Source organism: Kitasatospora sp. NPDC051170 (assembly GCF_044455705.1).
GTDB lineage: Bacteria > Actinomycetota > Actinomycetes > Streptomycetales > Streptomycetaceae > Kitasatospora.
Window position 1 is genome coordinate 550782 of the sequence record NZ_JBITFA010000001.1, and the last position, 16965, is coordinate 567746.

Consider the following 16965-nt stretch of genomic DNA (forward strand, 5'->3'; position numbering starts at 1 on the left):
GGATCGGCGAATCTTTCAACCATTCCCGATCCCAACTCCCCGGAGGAACCGGTGCTCCCGCGCAAGAAAGCCGCACCCGCCCTGCTCGCCCTCGCCATCGCCGCTCTCGTCCCGCTCACCGCCTGCGCCACGGCCGGGGACGCCACGCCCGAGGACAGGACCTTCGAGTTCAGCGGCAAGAGCCTGAACGTCAAGTCACACGGCATCCCCACCGACCTCGTCCCGGCCGACCGCAAGGATGTCAAGGTCACCCGCTGGTTCGACGTCGGCCCCAAGGTCGGCACCACCAGGGAGCTCTGGCAACTGGAGGACGGCACGCTCGAACTCCGCGCGGGGTGCAACGGACTGGCCAACTGCGACGCCAAGTTCCGGGTGGAGGTGCCGCGCGGCGTCGCCGTGACGCGCGACGGCAAAGCGACGGATCTGAAGGGCTGAGGCCGACCGGCTCGGCGGGGAGGAAGACGACCATGCTCGAACTGATCGACGTCACCAAGGTGTACAAGGGCGGCAAGCGCGCCGTCGACGGCATGACGATGCACCTGAACCCGGGCCTGCTGGGCCTGCTGGGGCCCAACGGCGCCGGCAAGTCCTCGCTCATGAGGATCGTGTCCACGGTCACCAGGCCCACCAGCGGCCAGGTCCGCTACCAGGGCGCCGACGTGGTCGCCGACCCGGACCGTCTGCGTCGCGAACTCGGCTATCTGCCACAGGACTTCGGGGTGTACCCGAACCTGACCTCGCGGGAGTTCCTCTCCTACCTGGCGGCCGCCAAGGGCCTGTCCGCACGCTCCGCCAAGGCCCGGATCGACGAGCTGCTCCAGTTGGTCAACCTGACCGAGGCGGTCAAGCGCCCGCTCGGCACGTACTCCGGCGGCATGCTCCGCCGGATCGGCATCGCCCAGGCCCTGCTGGCCGACTCCAAGGTGATCGTGGTCGACGAGCCGACGGCCGGTCTGGACCCGGAGGAGCGGGTGCGCTTCCGCAACCTGCTCAGCGACCTCGCGGCCGACCGCGTCGTGCTGCTCTCCACCCACATCGTCTCGGACGTCGAGTCGGTCGCCTCCGACATCGCCGTGGTCGCCCAGGGGCGGCTGCTGCGCCGCGGAGCCCCCGACGAACTGCTCCGCGAGATCGACGGGCAGGTCTGGGAGGCCATGGTCGCCCCCGCCGAGGTCCCGGCCGTCCAGGCCCGGCACGTGGTCAGCCGCACGATGCGGACCGCGAACGGCGTACGGCTGCGGCTGCTCGCCGCCGCCCCGCCGACCCGGGACGCCGCCCTGGTCCAGCCCGACCTCGAAGACGCCTACCTGGGCATCGTCCACCGGTCCGCCGCGCGGACTCCCGCCCCGCAGCAGGCGGTGGGACGGTGACGGTGCGCACCCTCGCCGGGCTGGTGGCCGGCGACTTCCGCGACCGGACGCGCCGACCTGCGTACGCGGTGACCCTGCTGGCCGCGACCGGGCTCGGCTACCTGGCCGTCCCCGACGTGGACAGCACCTGGGTGATCATGGACGTCGGGGGCAACCGGGGCATCTACAACAGCGCCTACGTCGGCGCGGTCACCGCCCTGGCAGGGGCGCTCTGGCTCACCTTCGGCGGCTTCTACGTGGTGCGCGGCGGCATCGCGCGGGACGAGGCCGGCCGGGTTGGCCAGATCCTCGCCGCCACCCCGCTGCGCACCTCCGGCTACCTGACCGCCAAGTTCCTGAGCAACCTGCTGGTGCTCGCCTCGATGATCGGCGTGCTGGCGGTCACCGCGCTGCTGATGCAGCTGGCCCGCGGGGAGAACCGCTCGGTCGACCCGGTCGCCCTGGCCGAGCCGTTCCTGCTCCTGTCGCTGCCGGTGATGGCGCTGACCGCCGCGGCCGCGATCCTGTTCGAGACGGTGCCGCTGCTACGGGCCGGCTTCGGGAACGTGGTCTGGTTCGTGCTGGCCGTGGTGATCTCGATCGGCGGCCAGTCGGGCGGCGCGCCCTTCGGCGGCCTCGGTGTGCACCACGTCGCGCAGTCGATGAACACGGCGATGGGCGAGCAGCACCCGCAGTCCGGCGAGGGCGGATTCAGCCTCGGCCTGACCAAGGTGAGCAAGCCGCTGGGCACCTTCCTCTGGGACGGCTTCGACCTGTCCGCAGGGTTCGTCCTCGGCCGGGTGGTGCTGGTCCTGCTGGCCTTCGCGGTGGCACTGCTTCCGGCACTCTGGTTCCCCCGCTTCGACCCGGCCCGCGCTGCCGGTTCCCTGCTCCCGGCCCAGTCGTCGGCGGCGGAGGGGTCGCCCACCGCCACGGCGGCCGAGCCGTTCGGCACCGACGCCCCGGCGCCTGCTCCCGGCTCGGCCTGGTCCAGCTGGTCCACCTGGTCCGCCAGGTCCGCCTGGTCCACCTGGTCCACCGCCCCGGGCGCGCTGCCGCGGACCGAGCCGGCCCGGGCCGGGGCCTTCGGCCGGCTGCTGGTCGGCGAGGTCCGGATCCTCCTGCAAGGGATCTCCCCCTGGTGGTGGGCGGTCGCCGGCGCGTTCACCGTGGCCGGCTTCGCCCTGCCGATCGACACCGTGACCGGGTTGCTGCTGCCCGGCGTATGGCTCTGGCCGGTGCTGATCTGGTCGCGGCTGGGCAGCCAGCAGGTCGAGAACGGCCTGGAGGTGCTGCTCGGCGCCTATCCGACGGCCCGACGCAGGCTGCTGGCGGAGTGGACGTCCGGGCTGCTGCTCACCGCAGTCACGGGTGCCTCCCCACTGCTGCGGATGCTGGCCGCCGGCGACGGCGCGGGCGTGGCCTGCTGGTTCGGAGGCGTACTGTTCATCCCCTCTCTCGCCATGTCCCTGGGCGTGGTCAGCCGCACCCACCGGGTCTTCCAGGCGGTCTACCTGCCCATCTGGTACGTCCTCGTCAACCACGTGGCGGCTGTGGACTTCATGGGCGCCGTCCGGCTGAACGGCAAGCCGGCCGGTCCCGCTCCGCTGCTGATCGCGGCGCTGTCCGCGACGATGCTCGCGGTGGTGTTCCTGACGGGTTCGGCCCGGCGAAACGTCAAGGGGCAGTAGCCGGACCACCGACGTCCGAACCGAACGTGCCCGCGCCGAGTTCGCTCCCGCCCTCGCCACACCGGACGGCCTGCCCTGGCTCGTGCGGCACGGTCGGCGCTCGGCGCTGCCCCAGCCCGGGGCGGGTGCCAGCCCCCTGTGGGACGCTATCCGGTTCTGCCCTCAACCACCCGACTGGTTCGGCGAGTTGGTGACGTTCACCGGATCGTGTGGCTTCCGGGCCGACACGCCGACGCGGCCCGGCCGGGGCGCTTACGGTGAAGCACCTGCCCGAGCACCCGCATACGACGGCCGATCACCCGTGTGATCGCAGCCTCGCCATGCCCCGAACCGGCCGCCCCGCACCGGCCCCGGCGAACAAGGAGCACTCCGGTGATCGACTTCAGTGTGCTGATCAGGCTGGCCGCCGACGAGGGCATCGAGCGCATCGCCGTCGGCGTGGTGGTCCGCAACGCCTCCGGGCAGGTCCTGATGATCCGCCGGGCCCCGCACGACGTGCTGCCCGGTCTGTGGGAGTACCCCGGCGGCTCCCTGGAGGACGGCGAGCCCGTACCGGCCGGTGCGGCCCGGGAGTTGGCCGAGGAGACCGGGCTCACCGGGGCGCTCGACTACGTGCGGCACCTGGACTTCAGCAACCAGAACGGGCAGCAGGTACGGCAGTTCGTCTTCACCACCGAAGTACCGGACGGCACCCCGCTCGCCCTCTCCCCCGAGCACGACGCCCACCAGTGGGCCGTCCCCGGCCGGCTGCCGCCGACCAGCGACAGGCAGCGCTCGGTGATCGAGTGGCTCACCGGCCGCCTCGCCATCCCCGGGTGGCGGCCCGTCGGCGGCTACCTCACCACCATCGCCCGCCCCAGTGTCTACGGCAGCTTCCTCGTCACCGACCCGCAGGGCCGCGTCCTCGGGATGCGCTCCGCCATCAACCCGGACGTGTGGAACTTCCCCGGCGGCAACGTCGAGCCGGGCGAGGAGCTCCCCGACGCCGCCGTCCGGGAACTGCGCGAGGAATCCGGGCTCATCGTCCGCCCCGTGATCTGCACCTGGTGCACACCATCCAGGCCAGGCAGGGCTGGGACGGGCTCGGCGGATTCCTGCTGTTCGTCTTCGCCACCAGCGAGTTCAAGGGCGAGCTGGTCAACGCCGAACCGGACAAGCACCTGGACGTGCGCTGGCACCCCGTAGCCGACGCCCTGCCCAGCCCGATGTTCCCGACCTCCCAGGCCACGGTGGAGGCGTACCTGGCCGGCGGGCCCGCGTTCTCCACCCACGGCTTCGACGGGCGACGCCTCGTCGGGCCGTGACCGGCGCCGCCTCCGTGCCGGTAAGCCCGACTGTTCGAAGCCGCTGCCGGCACGGTGGCGGCACCACCACTCCGGTGTGATCCCGCGGACCTCCTGTTGCGGGCGGTCGCTCCTCCGTACGATGCCCTCTGTGATCGAGGAACTGTCTGCTCGTCCGGTCCAGACACCATGGCTGTCCGGTTGTCTTCCTGTCGGTGTCGGCCACGGCGCCTCCACGGGAAGCCGTCGGGGGCGGCGATGAAAGCCCCGGTGTCTCCTCCACGGCCGTTGGATGTCACCTCGGTCTTTCCCGAGCTCGCCGCCCATGCGAGGACAGCGGTCCGACTGCATCCTGTGCCGGCGAATCCGGGCCCGCGGGACAGCTCCGTGGGAGGACCGCTGGCCTGGCCGGAGGATGAGGTGTGGCCGAGCTGCCCGGGCGGCCGTCATCTGACGTATGGGCAGCCGCATCGGCTCGCCGACGTCCGAGGCGAACGGCAGGCAAGCTCTGCCGATCACGGTCGGGTCCCCTCGGAGGAGTTCACCGTGGACGGGGCGTGGCCCTTGCTGCCCGTGGTACAGGTCTACGCGCACGATGTGCCCTGGTACGACGGTTACCCGGACGGTACGGACCTTCTCCAGATCCTCTGGTGCCCGTTCCAGCACATGTACGAGGATCGGACGGCGCCCTACAACGGAATCGCCGGCCCGTGGGTCCAGGTCTGCTACCGCCGCAGCGCTGACCTGGGAGACCGATTCCTGACCCCGCCGACACCGGCGCTCATCGGTGCACCCGGCTATCTGCCCACCCCGTGCCTGCTGCGGCCGGAGCCGGTGATCGAGTACCCGCACCCAGGAGCTCTGGGCGAGGAGTTCGAGACGCGCGTCGAGGAGTGGGAGAGGGCGGTCTTCGGCGACCCCGACGACCCCGAGGAGTACGAACCCCGCTTCTCCTGGGACCTCTCGACCGCCCCGGGCTGGAAGCTCGGTGGTCACGAGCCCTGGAACTACCAGGGCTACGACGGACCCGTACGGTGCGTCACGTGTGGCGGCGAGATGCGCTTCGTGGCCGCGATCGACAGCAAGGAATGGGACGGCGGCACGGAGAGCTGGGCACCTGTCGGCTTCCGCGACGGCAGTTCGAGCACGTGGCGCCAACACCACGAGCCGACCGGCGTCGTTCTCGGGGGGCACGAAGCCATGCGCGTTTTCGTCTGCCCCGTCTCGGCCGATCACCCGGTGATCAGCGACCTGATGTAGGCCCCGAATCCCCGGACCTCGTCAATGCTCGTTCGGGCCGCGACCGCCCTGGGGCCGAGTTCCGACAGCACCCGGCCACCGAAGGACTCGAACAGTCCCGGCTGATCGAGTCACCAGGCGTGCAGGTACTCGCCCAGTTCGGCGTACATCTCGGTGACGGCGTCATTCACGGCCTTCGACTTGGTGTCGAAGTTGAGGAATCCGTGAATCAGCCCCGGGTAGACGTGCTTCCTGACGGGGACGCCGGCGGCGGCCAGGGCGTCGGCGTAGGCCAGGCCCTCGTCGCGCAGCGGGTCGCACTCGCCGGTTCCGATGACGGCGGGGGCCAGCCCGGTGAGGTCCGCGGCCAGCAGCGGGGAGGCCGGGGGGCGGTTGCCTGCCTCGCGGTCGACACCGAGGTAGATCCCGGCGTTGTGCTCGGCCTCGGCGGTGGTGAGGAGGAAGCCGGTGGCGTTCTCGGTGCGCGACGGGTACGTTCTGGTGCCGCTGAGGTCGGTCGCGGGGTACGCGAGAAGTTGTGCGGCCAGCGGTCGGCCCTCGTCGCGGCAGGCTTGGGCGACGCCGGCCGCCAGGTTGGCCCCCGCGCTGTCGCCGGCCACGGCCAGCTTGCCGCCGCCGAAGTCGTCGAGGTGCTCGCCGACGTGGCGGGTCACGAGCAGGCAGTCCTCGTAGGCAGCGGGGAACGGGTGCTCGGGGGCGAGCCGGTAGCCGACGCTGACCACGACCGCGCCCAGGTCACGTACCAGGCGGCGGCACACGCCGTCGTGGGTGTCGAGGTCACCGACGATGAATCCGCCGCCGTGGCAGAAGACGACGGTTGGGGCCCGGACGGCGGACTCCGGGCGGTAGATCCGGACCGGGACCCCGGCGAGCGGCTCGTCGGCGACGGAGCCGACCGGCAGCGGCGGGTCCGGGGCGACGGCCAAGGACAGCATCCGGTTGCCCTGACGCATCTGTTCGATCGTCGGCGCCTGGTCCGGGGGCGGACCGTCGACGCCGAACTGGTGCAGAAGCGCCGCGATCTCCGGGTCCATGGTGGCCATGCGGGTCCTCCGGCTACAGGTTCAGACCGGTACCAGCGCCAACTTACGGCTGGCGGCCCCCTGCCGCCCGCGCTGTGAGACGTTCGGGTCAGCAGCGCACCGAGCGGCCGGTACGTCAGTCGCCGCACACTGAGCGAGACCAACCCCGCAGGAGGCTGTCAAGGCACAACCGCTCCCCGGCCGAACCCCTGTGGGACCGGAGCGAACTGTTCCGGCCCCGCCACCTGCCGCCCCTACCGGCCCTCGGCCGGCGCCGGCGAGGCGGTGACGCCGACCCACCCCTGATCGGCGTCGACGGCGGCCAGCGGCGCGACGGAGGTGGCGCCCGCGATCCCGAAGGCGGCACAGGTCGGGACGGCGGTGTCGACCTCCACCAGGGGGTTGCGCACGTTGGTGTCGAGCTTGTCGAACAGCAGGAGCGTGCCGCCGAAGCCCTGGGCCGGCACGCCCGGGGTGACCGGCACGTTGCGGTGCCAGGTCTTCCCCAACATCTGAACGACGCACGGAGGCGTCGCGACCCCGGGGCCGGGGCGCCCGCAGCAGGGCGCCCCGGCCTTCGGCTCGGCTCGATGGCCAGGGCTGTTCCATCGCCCACGTGTCGGTGGCGTCGGCGGCCTCGGCGAGCACGGCGGCCTGGTCCTACCGCCTCATCACGGCGCACCTGCCCCCGGCCTGCTCCGGCGAGGAGGGCGGGCGGCCTCTCGCGCGCCGGCGGCACCGTGCCGGGTACCGGGGCCAGGTGCGGGGTAGCGGCGGACGGTGCAGGATGGACTCCGGAGCCAAGCGGAGGCACGGATGATCGAGATCGCCGACCTGCGGGAATGGCGGGAGCACGACGTCGTCGACGCGGACGGGAAGAAGATCGGCACGCTGGAGTCCGTCTACGTGGACACCGCCACCGACGAGCCCTCCTTCGCGACGGTCACCGTCGGTGTGCTCGGACGGCGCCGACTGGTGTTCGTCCCCCTGGACGGCACGGTCGCCGGGCCCGGGTACCTGAAGGTCGCCTTCCCCAGGAGCCTGGTCAAGGACGCCCCGTCCATCGGCACCGACGACGTCCTGCCCGCCGAGGACGAACCGGCGGTCTTCGCCCACTACCAGCTGGCCTACGCGACGGGCGCCGGCGGCGAACGCCGCCTGGCCCGGCGCTGACGGTGCGGGGAGCAGCACGGTTCGGGCATCGTTCTGCACCTGGGTGAACGCCGGACGATCGGAGACGCCCGCTGGCTGACGTTCTCGAACGACCCGGCAGTCGCGGATGTCCCGCTGCCTCCCGCTCGCCGTGGAGACAGGAGGTCCGACGATCGTCGGCCGCGCGACGACATTCGTACAAGACCGATGGTCGGGGCTCGAGCATCATCCCGTACATGGGGAATGACGACGTCAAGCAGTTGCACGGGATGCACGGGATGCACGTGGTCCACGACGGCCCGCAGGGGGCACCGCCGTTGGTGCTCATCCACGGGTCGGGGGCTTCGGGCGGGTTCTGGAGCCCGGTGGTGCCGGCACTCGCCGGTCGGTACCACGTCATCCGGGTCGACCTCCCGGGTCACGGACGGTCCCTGCCCGCGCCGTCGTACGACGTGCCGGAGCAGGCGGGTCGCCTGGCCGGGGTGCTCGATGAACTCGGCGTTCGTCCGGTCACCGTGGCCGGGCACTCCAGCGGTGGGTACATCGCCACCGCGCTCGCCGAACGGCGCCCGGACCTGGTCGGTTCGCTCGCCCTGGTCAGCAGCGGCCCGAGCCTCGACGCCCTCCTTCCGCAGCCCGTCGTCCTTCAGGTCCTGATCGCCCCGCCGCTGGGTCCGCTCCTCTGGCCGATCCGCTCGGACGCCATGCTCCGCAGGGGTCTGACCGCGGTGTGCGACCGCCCGGTGGACATCCCGGACGATCTGGTCGCCGAGGTTCGGGGAATCGGCTACCGCACGTTCAGGACGGCGCTGCGCAGGAACGCCGCGTACATCACCGAGCGGAGCGTGCCCGAGCGCCTCACCGCCCTCGACGTCCCGGTCCTGGTGATCTTCGGTGCTGCCGACCACCGTTGGGATCCGTCCTCGGCGCACCAGTACGACGCGGTGCCGAACGCGCGCGTCGAGCAACTGCCCGACGTCGGGCACCTGCCCATGTTCGAAGCACCGGAGGAGACCGCCGAGTTGCTGCTGGACTTCGCGGCAACGGCAACGGCAGCACTCCACTGACACCGATCGCTTAGCCTGCTGCCATGGGGTCCCCCGAGTCACCGCCTGACTGGACGTCGGTGGACGTCGCAGTCCCGCGGCCGTCGGAACGTCGGCCGGGGATCCGCATGGCCGGGTTCCGGCAACGTGTCCCGGCGCCTGCGGACATCACCATGGTCGCGCACCCGTCGGTCACCCTGTTCGTGGACCTGAGCGAGGGAGACGCGCTCGTCTACGATGCTCACGGCCGGCGCGAAGGCGGCAGCACGGTCGTCGGACTGGCCCCGGGCGCGCTCCGGGTCAGCGGCCGCGCGGCCGGGGGGATCGAGTGCCTCCAGATCCGGTTGTCGCCGGTCGCGGCGGCCGCGGTGCTCGGGGCACCGGCCGAACTCGGCGGGACGGTGGCCTCCCTGGAGGAACTCTGGGGCCGCGACGCCGGGCGGGCCGAGGACATGCTGCGCGCCGCCGCGTCCTGGGACGAGAGGTTCGCCATCGCCGCGGATCTCCTCGGCCGACGGCTGGACACCCGCCCGTCGCCCGACCCGGAGGTTGCTCTCGCCTGGCGGCGGATGCTCACGAGCCGGGGACGGGTACGGGTCGACGCCCTGGCGACGGAGGTGGGATGGAGCCGTAAGCGCCTGTGGTCCCGCTTCCGGTCCCAGATCGGCCTCACCCCCAAGCGCGCCGCCCAGCTGGTGCGCTTCGACCACGCCGCCCACCTTCTCGCAGCGGGCAACCCCGCCGCCTGGGTGGCGGCCGCAAGCGGCTACGCCGACCAGTCCCACCTCCACCGCGAGGTCCAGGCATTCACGGGGACGACGCCCACCGCCGTAGCCGCCGCGCCGTGGCTCGCCATCGACGACGTCGCGTGGCCGACCTCGTTCGCATGCCCGACGCCGCCGTCGGGTCCGCTTCACACCGACCCGGCCTGAACCCGGGGCGCCCTGCCTCGCGGGGCGCTCCGCCTCGCGGGGCGCTCTGCCTCGCGGGGCGCTGACGACCGTTGTGCTCGCTGATGCCGGGGCCTGCCGGTCAGACGGCGACGCGCAGCGTGACGTCGACGTTGCCGCGGATCGCCCGCGAGTACGGGCAGCGCCCGTGGGCGTCCCTGGCCAGCGACTCGGCGTCCACCTGCGACAGCCCGGGCAGCACCACGGACAGTTCGACGTCGAGCAGGAACCCGGCCTCGTCCCGGGCGAGACCCACCCGCGCGACGACCGTGTCGCCGGACAGTGTGATCTTGCGTTCCCGGGCGACCAGCCGTATCGCGCTGTGGAAGCAGGCCGCGTAGCCCGCGCCGAACAGCTGCTCGGGGTTGGTCGCGGCGCCGGAGCCGCCGGCTTCCTTGGGGAGCGCGAGTGCGGTGTCCAGCAGGCCGTCGCTGGAGCGGACCCTGCCGTTGCGGCCGTCGCCGCTGGAGGTCACTTCGGTGGTGTAGAGGGTCTGCACGGTCACTGTCCTTCCTGGACGGAGTGGGCGAACCAGTCGAGGGTCTTGGCGAGCGCTTCGCGCATCGGGGTGGCGCGGACACCGAAGGTGCCGGTGTAGAGCGAGTCGTCCATGACGAACGACTCGGTGTGCCAGTAGAAGAGTTCGCGGTACTCGGCCATGAACTCCTCGTCGTACGGGCCGAACGGCTCCGCCTCGCGCTGCACCGTGATCTGCGTCGGCTCGCCGGTCAGGTCGCCGATGACGCCGTGAATCTGCCGGGTCGTGTACGGGCCGTCGACGGGCAGGTGCCACAGCCTGCCGAGGGCGCGCTCGTCGGAGCCGAGCAGGGCGAGCCCGGCGGCGAGGTCAGGCACGTAGGTGTAGCTCCTCGGCAGGTCGATGTCGCCCAGCCCGAGCCTGGTCGCGCCGGCCAGCGCGGCCGGGAACACCGCCGCGCCCAGCGAGGACAGCAGGACGCGCGGGCCGAAGAAGTCGGCCGCCATGCCGAGGGCGACGCGGACGTCCCCGCGCTCGTGCGCGGCCAGGTACCGCTCGGTGATCGCGGCGCGCGTCCTGCCCTTGGGGCCCGGCGCGGCGAGCGGCGTCCGCTCGGTCATCGGCACCCCGCCGGTCGGGCCGTACTGGTTGAGCGTCTCGACGGTGACCAGCTTCGCGCCGCTGCGGCCGACCACGTCGAGCAGCGCGTCCTGGATCACGGGCAGCACCTGCGGCTGCAGCCGGTACGGCACGTGCGTGCAGTTGTAGACGACCTCGGCGCCCTCGACGATCTCGGCGAGCTTGGCCCGGTCGGTCACGTCGGCAGCGACCCGCACCGAACCGGCGATCTGCTCCCCACCGCCGGACCGGTTCACCGTGCGCACCCGGTGGCCCTGGGCGACGAGCCGCTCGGCGAGGGTCAGGCCGACGGGTCCGGTGCCGAGGACGACGTGCAGTTCCTGCGTCATGACTTCTCCTCCAAGGATTGAGTGGTTAACCACTCACACTTAGGTCGAAAGAAAAGGCCGCGTGACGCGGCCGTTCTCACAGCGAAAACTCGGTTGGTGACGGAACTCAGTAGTGGCGCAGGCCCGCCGAGAGCGTGTTCGCCCACGGCGCGTCGACCTCGGTGGCGCCGATCGCCACCACCAGGTGACACAACGCCCCCCTGGCCATGAAGTGCTGGACCGCGTCGGCGTCCGCGCCGGAAACGCTGCGCACGTACTCGACGGTCCTGGCGTAGCTGCGCCGCACCACCTCGCGCACCGCGGGCTCGGACGCCGCGGCCGCCTGGGCGTGCACCTGGACCAGCAGCACGTCCTGGTCGGCGATGAGCCGGGCGTACTCGTCGCCCATCGCCATCAGCACCTCCTGCGGCTCGCTGCCGCGCGCCTTGGCCGCCCCCCTGGCGAAGCTGTCCCGCACGAGGTCGAAACAGTGCTCGACGACCGCGACGAACAACGCCTCCTTGTTGGGGAACAGGCGGTAGACGTACGCCTGCGAGATGCCCGCCCTCTTCGCCACCTCGGTGGTGTTGGTGCCGTAGTAGCCACGGGCCGCGAAGCTGCTGACCGCGGTGCTGAGCACCACTTCCCTGCGTTCCTCCGCGGTGCTGAGCACCCGTCCCGTCGTCGCCATATGAGTAATAAACCACTCACACTTTCCCGCGTCAACCCTTCACCGCTTCCCGCCAGGCCGCCCGACCCGCGCGGCCGACGACCGCGCATGAGCCGGTCGGCCATGAAACCGAGGTTGACCCCGCGTCGAACATCCGCTCGGCCGAGCAGTTCGCCGATACGACAAGAGATCGTCAAAGCCATGGGCCAGACGCACGGCCCTGCCGAGGGTCAGTCAGTCTCCTGACGGCCGGTCGATGCAGTCGGCCGGTGCCACGCGCTACTCGGAGGCCACTCCGTCCGGCCAGGCGAAACACACTTCGCCGTTCATCGCGGCGACCAGCCACTGGGCCAGGCTGACTCCCTGTGGCCAGCATTCCCCCTCCGCGTTGGACCACATCATGCCGTCCGGGTCCCGGAAGTCGACCAGGGACCACATCGTGCAGCCCCAGTCGTAGAGCGGCACCACGCCGGCGGGTACCCCGCCGGTGGGATCCGGCCCGTCTTCATATGCCTCGGCTATGTGGTCCAGCCGCTGCCCCACGTCGATCGGCAGGACTCCGTCGAGCGGGCCGAAGCCGCCGTTCGACACTTCCGTGGAGAGGCGCCTGAGGAGCAGGGGGAAGGCGAAGCCGATGACACGTTCCGTCTCGGCAACGGCCTCTGCTGGCGCGGGCGGAGGCCACTGCCGTTCCTGGGCAACCTCTCGGAAGGCTTCAATGATCTCGTCGTCGGTCACCCAGTGATCGTATGGGGGCATAGACGATTGGCGCCGTCGGTCCGACGCTCGGAGATCCAGGGCTGGTCAGCCCACGTCACCGTCAAACCTTGATGGCGCACTCCAGCCCCTGCTCAGCCCGGCTGTCCTCGCCGACCTGACCGGATTCCCACCGATGCTGATCCAGGTGGGTACCAACGAGATCCTTCTGGACGACTCGACGCGCCTCGCCGCGCGTGCCCGGTCGGCCGGGGTGGACGTCATCCTTGACGTCACCGCCCATGTGCCGCACGTGTTCCAGGCGTTCGCCGGCGTCCTGGACGAGGCGGATGAGGCCCTCGACCGCGCGGCGCTCTTCCTCAGCCAGCGCATTCGCGGTGCGGGCATGGGGCACACGCTGTCGACGTAGACCCCGCGCTGTGCCTGCCGATCCGCGCACCTGGCAGCGGCGGGCCTCACCGCAGCAGAGGCACCCTATGCGACCTTGGCGCGGGCGCAGGACGGGAGAGTGTCGACCCGCCTGCCCCGCCCCGGGTTCACAACCACCGCTCGGCCGCCTCGATGCTGTCGCCTCCGCTGGTGTTGAACGCGATCGCAGCCCTCGGCGCATGTTGGCGGACAAGGTTCACGACCTGCTCGAACAGCGGCAGAAGTGGCTCCGGTTTGCGGATTCCGCCGCCGATGACCACGACATCCCACGCACGCTCGGACAGCGCGGTGACCATCGTGGACTCGGCCGACTCGTCCAACGAGATCAACACCATGGACGCGTCGATGGCGTGATCGCCGAACCGCGTCAACTCCTGCTCGAGGGCCGCGCGAATGACATCCCCGTCCATGCCGGGCACTGCGTGTGGATCGATTCCGAGGACCAGAACTGACGACATGCCAGTGATGACGATCAAGCAACAGTGTCGGTTCCCGCGACACGAGCCGCCCAAGGGGCGGCACACCGGAGAACTCCAGCAACCGCTCGAAGCCCCCGATCCGTGGATGAGCACCCACGGCGGTGCCTCCGGCGGACCGTCGTGAACCACGTGCATCCCGTGCACCCCGTGCAAGTGCTCGACCTCGTCATTCCCCATGTACGGGGAGGGCAGTTCATCGGCCCGGACGGCTTCGGTGAGTTCCGCGGCCACCCCACCGTGGTCCAGCCCGACGGGGCCGCCCAGGACCAGGACGTCGCCCATCGCCCATGGACGGTGTCCGAACAGCGCACCCGGATCGCCTGCCCGGTGCGCTGACCCGTCGCCACGCGGCCCCGGCCGGGAACCGCACCCCGTCGCTCGCCAGGGCGCCGGTAGAGTCACGGCTGTGAGCGAGCAGATGCAGCCCCCGTTCGGCGACTTCACCGCGACCTACCGTGCCATGGACGTCCCGGAACTCCTCCCGGAGCCCGTCGTCGGGGCCCTGGAGAACTGGTCCTCCCGTGAGGCGGCCGCGTCCGTGCTCTTCGTGGACACCGATCCCGAGAAGGCGGACACGGCCGTCTTCTGCGAGGTCTACGCCGTCCCGCCGGAGCTCTCCGCGAACTGCGTCGTGGTCGCCGCCAAGCGCGGTGGCGAGAGCACCCTCGCCGCGTGCCTCGCCCTGGCGCACACCCGCGTGGACGTGAACACCACCGTCCGCAAGCACCTCGGCGCGCGCCGGGCGTCCTTCGCGCCGACGGACGTCGCGGTGGGCGAGTCCGGCATGGAGTACGGCGGCATCACGCCGGTCGGCCTGCCGGCCGTGTGGCCGCTGCTGGTCGACGAGGCGGTGACCGCCGCCCCGTACGTCCTGGTCGGCAGCGGACGCCGTCGGGGCAAGCTGATCCTGCCGGGCTGGGCCTTCGCCCGGCTGCCCGGCGTCGAGGTCCTGCCCGGCCTGGCCGGCTGAGCGGCGGCCCCGGCGCGCGTCCGGCCGTACGGTCCCGGCCCAGGTCGCAACCCGGTGGTCGCCGGGCCAGGCCCGGCGGCCGGGTCCGGGGTCAGGCCGGTCGTTTGCCCCTGGCGCCCGCCAGGGCGAGCGCGACCAGCTCCCGGCGGCTGCGGACGCCGAGGCGGTCGAAGACGGCCGTGAGGTGCTCCTGCACGGTGTTGGCCGAGATGCACAGCTCGGCCGAGATCTCGCGGGTCGAGCAGCCGCGCAGGACCAGGGTGGCGACCCTGTTCTGCGCCAGGCTCAGCCCGTACGCGCTGAGCAGGAGCGTGGAGCGCTGCTGCGGCGGCGCGGGTTCGACGATCACCGCGGTCTGGGCCCCGGGCGTTCCGGTGAGCCGGGTGGCGTGCACGCTCCACCATTCGCCGAAGCGGTCGCACACCCGGACCGAGGGCGGCGGCACCCGGTCGACCGGCTCCCGCTCCAGCCGCTCCAGTCGGGCCAGCCGTGCGGCCACCGCACTGACGGCGATCGGCAGCCGCTCTCCGGCCGGGAAGTCGGCCGGGTCCAGCCGGGCGAGCCAGTCGCGGGCCTCCTCGCTGGCGGACAGGAGGACCGGTCCGGCGTCCAGCACCAGGACACCGGGGGCGGCGGCGCGCGGCGGGGCCGAGATGGAACCGGCCAGGCCGAGGGCGACCGAGCGCCGGATCCCCTCGGCCAGGTGCGGGGCGACGGCCCGCAGCACGGCGAGGTCCTCGTCGGCGAACCCGGCGTCCGCATGTTCCCGGTGCAGGCACAGGACGCCCCAGCAGCAGCCGCCGAGGCGCAGCGCCACCCGGAGCTCGTCGCCGAGTCCGAGCGGCGCCATGATCTCCCGGTAGCGGGGACTGGCCGCGCGATCGCCCCTGGTCGCCCGGTCGAGAGTGGCCACCGGATCGGCGGAGCGCGCCAGGTCGGCGAACTTGTTGACGTCGGCCCGGCCGTACTCGTTCTCCAGGAAGCGGGCGGTCTCACCGGCCAGCGGGTCCTCCGTCGCGGCGGAGGTGAACAGCAGGGAGGCGGGGTCGACGGTGGCGAAGAACACGGCGTCGGCGGGGACCAGCCGCCGCAGGCGCGGCAGCACGTCCGCCCGCAGCCGGGCCGGGTCCGACCCGGCGTAGCAGCGGGCGACGAGTCCGGCCGTGCGGCGTTCCACCGGCGATACCGCCATGGGACCGACGTTACTCCTGAGCCAGGCCGAGCTGCCGGAGCAGCCCGAGCTCGTCGAGGCGGCCCCACCGCTCGACGATCCGCCCGTCGCGGAGCCGGAAGATGTTGATTCCCGGCAGCGTCAGCGGTCGGCCGCTGGGGGCCACGCCGAGCAGCTCGCCGCGGTGCGTGCCGCTCGCGGTGAAGTGCTCGACCACCAGGTCGCCCTCCCCGACGACCAGGTCCTGATCGCTGTGCCAGTCGGGGCAGGCGGCCCGGAACAGCGCTCCGGCCCGGCGCATCCCCTCGCGATCGGCGCTGCCGCCGAACGGCGGGTCGTGGTTGACGAAGTCCTCGGCGAGGTACTCGTCGACGGCCCCCAGGTCACCCTTGCCGAAGAGCGCGTCGATGAACGCGGTGACCGTGCTCTTGTTCTGTTCGATGGTGTCCATACCGGCAGTCTTCGACTCTCCCGGTCCGTGCGGTACCCCAGAACTCTGGGGTTCTGCGACGCGGACTCCCCGTTCCCCGCTCGCCCGTTCCCCGCTCGACAGCGCCCCGTCACGTGCGGTGGGCGGGCTCCGGGGGCCAGGTGTCGGCCGCGAGGACGCCGTAGGCGTAGGCGCGGGCGACCAGGGCGGTGCGGTTGGGGACGTGCCAGCGGCGGGTGAGGCGGGTGAGGTGGTAGTTGACGCCGTCGGTGGTGAGGCCGATCTCCTTGGCGATGCGGGCGGTGGTGGCGCCGCGGGCGGCGGCGGCGAGGATGCGGGCCTCGGTGGGGCTGACCTCGGCGCGTGGGGCGGGCGGGGGTGCGGGTGGTGGGGTCCGGGGGTCGGGGTGGGTGCGGAGGGAGAGGAGGAGGTTGGGCTGTTCCTCGGGGGTGTCGCTGACGAGGGCGACGTTCATCTCGCCGTGGCGCTCGATGTCGCCGGCGGCCGTCCAGGAGACGCGGGCGTCGTACTGGGAGCGGCGGTGCAGGCGGACGGCTTCGGCGAGTGCGGGCAGGGTGGCGCTGTCCTGGAGGGTGAACAGGTCGAGGATCTTCCGGTGGAGCAACTGGCCGGTCATCAGGCCGAATTCGGCGGCCATCGCGCGGTTGGCGAGGATGATGCGGCCGCCGTACTCGCAGACCGCGATCGGCACCGGGACGTGGTCGAGCAGGCGCAGCGTGCGGTTGCGCCAGACGACGGCGCGGTCGTACCAGCTCTCCGCGCCGGTACCGCAGTCGATCAGTTGCATGCCGGTTCCCCTCCAGGCACATCTGACGGCTCGTTGGCAAGCCTCTCGTCGCTCTCCGTACTACATCATCGTGTAGTCAGGGGGGCTGGGCGGCGGGCCCGGTGGGCGCAGAG

21 protein-coding genes and 1 pseudogene are annotated in these 16965 nt (G+C 72.0%); 12 read left to right on the forward strand and 10 right to left on the reverse strand.

The window, feature by feature from the left end:
• Nucleotides 1-51: 51 nt before the first annotated feature.
• The 6 genes from ACIBCA_RS02525 (at nucleotide 52) to ACIBCA_RS02550 (ending at nucleotide 5583) form a co-directional block, all read left to right on the forward strand.
• Nucleotides 52-435, forward strand: a complete 384-nt coding sequence (locus ACIBCA_RS02525; RefSeq protein ID WP_396280931.1) for a hypothetical protein — start codon at nucleotides 52-54, stop codon at nucleotides 433-435.
• 32 nt (nucleotides 436-467) lie between these two features.
• A complete protein-coding gene (locus ACIBCA_RS02530) occupies nucleotides 468-1370 on the forward strand; it encodes an ATP-binding cassette domain-containing protein (RefSeq protein ID WP_396280932.1) in 903 nt (300 codons plus the stop codon).
• Complete coding sequence (locus ACIBCA_RS02535; RefSeq protein ID WP_396280933.1) at nucleotides 1367-3040, forward strand: hypothetical protein; 1674 nt, start codon at nucleotides 1367-1369, stop codon at nucleotides 3038-3040. The genes ACIBCA_RS02530 and ACIBCA_RS02535 overlap by 4 nt, the downstream gene beginning before the upstream one ends.
• Nucleotides 3041-3412: 372 nt before the next feature.
• Complete coding sequence (locus ACIBCA_RS02540) at nucleotides 3413-4225, forward strand: NUDIX hydrolase (RefSeq protein WP_396280934.1); 813 nt, start codon at nucleotides 3413-3415, stop codon at nucleotides 4223-4225.
• Nucleotides 4207-4344 carry a hypothetical protein gene (locus ACIBCA_RS02545; protein ID WP_396280935.1) on the forward strand — a complete coding sequence of 46 codons (138 nt, stop codon included), beginning with the start codon at nucleotides 4207-4209 and terminating at the stop codon, nucleotides 4342-4344. The genes ACIBCA_RS02540 and ACIBCA_RS02545 overlap by 19 nt, the downstream gene beginning before the upstream one ends.
• Nucleotides 4345-4710: 366 nt before the next feature.
• Nucleotides 4711-5583 (forward strand): hypothetical protein, encoded by an 873-nt coding sequence (locus ACIBCA_RS02550; RefSeq protein WP_396280936.1) that lies wholly within the window; start codon nucleotides 4711-4713, stop codon nucleotides 5581-5583.
• A gap of 110 nt (nucleotides 5584-5693) precedes the next feature.
• Here the strand turns inward: ACIBCA_RS02550 and ACIBCA_RS02555 are convergent, their stop codons facing one another.
• Nucleotides 5694-6626, reverse strand: a complete 933-nt coding sequence (locus tag ACIBCA_RS02555; protein WP_396280937.1) for an alpha/beta hydrolase — start codon at nucleotides 6624-6626, stop codon at nucleotides 5694-5696.
• Nucleotides 6627-6859: 233 nt separating this feature from the next.
• Complete coding sequence (locus ACIBCA_RS02560) at nucleotides 6860-7117, reverse strand: hypothetical protein (RefSeq protein ID WP_396280938.1); 258 nt, start codon at nucleotides 7115-7117, stop codon at nucleotides 6860-6862.
• 304 nt (nucleotides 7118-7421) lie between these two features.
• Between ACIBCA_RS02560 and ACIBCA_RS02565 the strand changes: the two genes are divergently transcribed.
• The 3 genes from ACIBCA_RS02565 (at nucleotide 7422) to ACIBCA_RS02575 (ending at nucleotide 9735) form a co-directional block, all read left to right on the forward strand.
• Complete coding sequence (locus ACIBCA_RS02565; RefSeq protein ID WP_396280939.1) at nucleotides 7422-7778, forward strand: PRC-barrel domain-containing protein; 357 nt, start codon at nucleotides 7422-7424, stop codon at nucleotides 7776-7778.
• A gap of 215 nt (nucleotides 7779-7993) precedes the next feature.
• Nucleotides 7994-8824 (forward strand): alpha/beta fold hydrolase, encoded by an 831-nt coding sequence (locus ACIBCA_RS02570; protein WP_396280940.1) that lies wholly within the window; start codon nucleotides 7994-7996, stop codon nucleotides 8822-8824.
• Nucleotides 8825-8976: 152 nt separating this feature from the next.
• Nucleotides 8977-9735, forward strand: a complete 759-nt coding sequence (locus tag ACIBCA_RS02575; protein ID WP_396280941.1) for a helix-turn-helix domain-containing protein — start codon at nucleotides 8977-8979, stop codon at nucleotides 9733-9735.
• Nucleotides 9736-9835: 100 nt separating this feature from the next.
• Here ACIBCA_RS02575 and ACIBCA_RS02580 read toward each other — a convergent pair whose 3' ends face one another.
• The 4 genes from ACIBCA_RS02580 to ACIBCA_RS02595 form a co-directional block, all read right to left on the reverse strand.
• Nucleotides 9836-10258, reverse strand: a complete 423-nt coding sequence (locus tag ACIBCA_RS02580; protein WP_396280942.1) for an organic hydroperoxide resistance protein — start codon at nucleotides 10256-10258, stop codon at nucleotides 9836-9838.
• Entirely contained in the window at nucleotides 10255-11199 is a 945-nt protein-coding gene (locus tag ACIBCA_RS02585; protein WP_396280943.1) for an NAD-dependent epimerase/dehydratase family protein, read from the reverse strand. The genes ACIBCA_RS02580 and ACIBCA_RS02585 overlap by 4 nt, the downstream gene beginning before the upstream one ends.
• 106 nt (nucleotides 11200-11305) lie before the next feature.
• Entirely contained in the window at nucleotides 11306-11869 is a 564-nt protein-coding gene (locus tag ACIBCA_RS02590) for a TetR/AcrR family transcriptional regulator (protein ID WP_396280944.1), read from the reverse strand.
• Nucleotides 11870-12127: 258 nt separating this feature from the next.
• Nucleotides 12128-12586 (reverse strand): hypothetical protein, encoded by a 459-nt coding sequence (locus ACIBCA_RS02595; protein ID WP_396280945.1) that lies wholly within the window; start codon nucleotides 12584-12586, stop codon nucleotides 12128-12130.
• Nucleotides 12587-12692: 106 nt separating this feature from the next.
• On the opposite strand from ACIBCA_RS02595, the pseudogene ACIBCA_RS02600 reads away from it, so the two are divergent.
• Nucleotides 12693-12974 (forward strand): annotated as a pseudogene (locus ACIBCA_RS02600) (alpha/beta hydrolase); the annotation flags it as partial.
• Nucleotides 12975-13101: 127 nt separating this feature from the next.
• On the opposite strand, the gene ACIBCA_RS02605 reads toward ACIBCA_RS02600, so the two are convergent.
• On the reverse strand, nucleotides 13102-13452 hold the full coding sequence (locus ACIBCA_RS02605) for a hypothetical protein (RefSeq protein WP_396281233.1): 351 nt from the start codon (nucleotides 13450-13452) through the stop codon (nucleotides 13102-13104).
• Between the two features lie 168 nt (nucleotides 13453-13620).
• Between ACIBCA_RS02605 and ACIBCA_RS02610 the strand changes: the two genes are divergently transcribed.
• Both ACIBCA_RS02610 and ACIBCA_RS02615 read left to right on the forward strand, forming a co-directional pair.
• On the forward strand, nucleotides 13621-13809 hold the full coding sequence (locus ACIBCA_RS02610) for a hypothetical protein (RefSeq protein ID WP_396280946.1): 189 nt from the start codon (nucleotides 13621-13623) through the stop codon (nucleotides 13807-13809).
• Between the two features lie 82 nt (nucleotides 13810-13891).
• The gene (locus ACIBCA_RS02615; RefSeq protein ID WP_396281234.1) at nucleotides 13892-14443 is read left to right on the forward strand and encodes a YbaK/EbsC family protein; all 552 of its coding nucleotides are present in this window, start codon (nucleotides 13892-13894) and stop codon (nucleotides 14441-14443) included.
• A 91-nt stretch (nucleotides 14444-14534) separates the two neighbouring features.
• Here the strand turns inward: ACIBCA_RS02615 and ACIBCA_RS02620 are convergent, their stop codons facing one another.
• From ACIBCA_RS02620 to ACIBCA_RS02630, 3 genes are all read right to left on the reverse strand, one after another.
• A complete protein-coding gene (locus ACIBCA_RS02620) occupies nucleotides 14535-15635 on the reverse strand; it encodes a LuxR C-terminal-related transcriptional regulator (protein ID WP_396280947.1) in 1101 nt (366 codons plus the stop codon).
• Between the two features lie 10 nt (nucleotides 15636-15645).
• Nucleotides 15646-16065 (reverse strand): ester cyclase, encoded by a 420-nt coding sequence (locus tag ACIBCA_RS02625; RefSeq protein WP_396280948.1) that lies wholly within the window; start codon nucleotides 16063-16065, stop codon nucleotides 15646-15648.
• Between the two features lie 109 nt (nucleotides 16066-16174).
• On the reverse strand, nucleotides 16175-16852 hold the full coding sequence (locus ACIBCA_RS02630) for a LuxR C-terminal-related transcriptional regulator (RefSeq protein WP_396280949.1): 678 nt from the start codon (nucleotides 16850-16852) through the stop codon (nucleotides 16175-16177).
• Nucleotides 16853-16965: the final 113 nt, after the last annotated feature.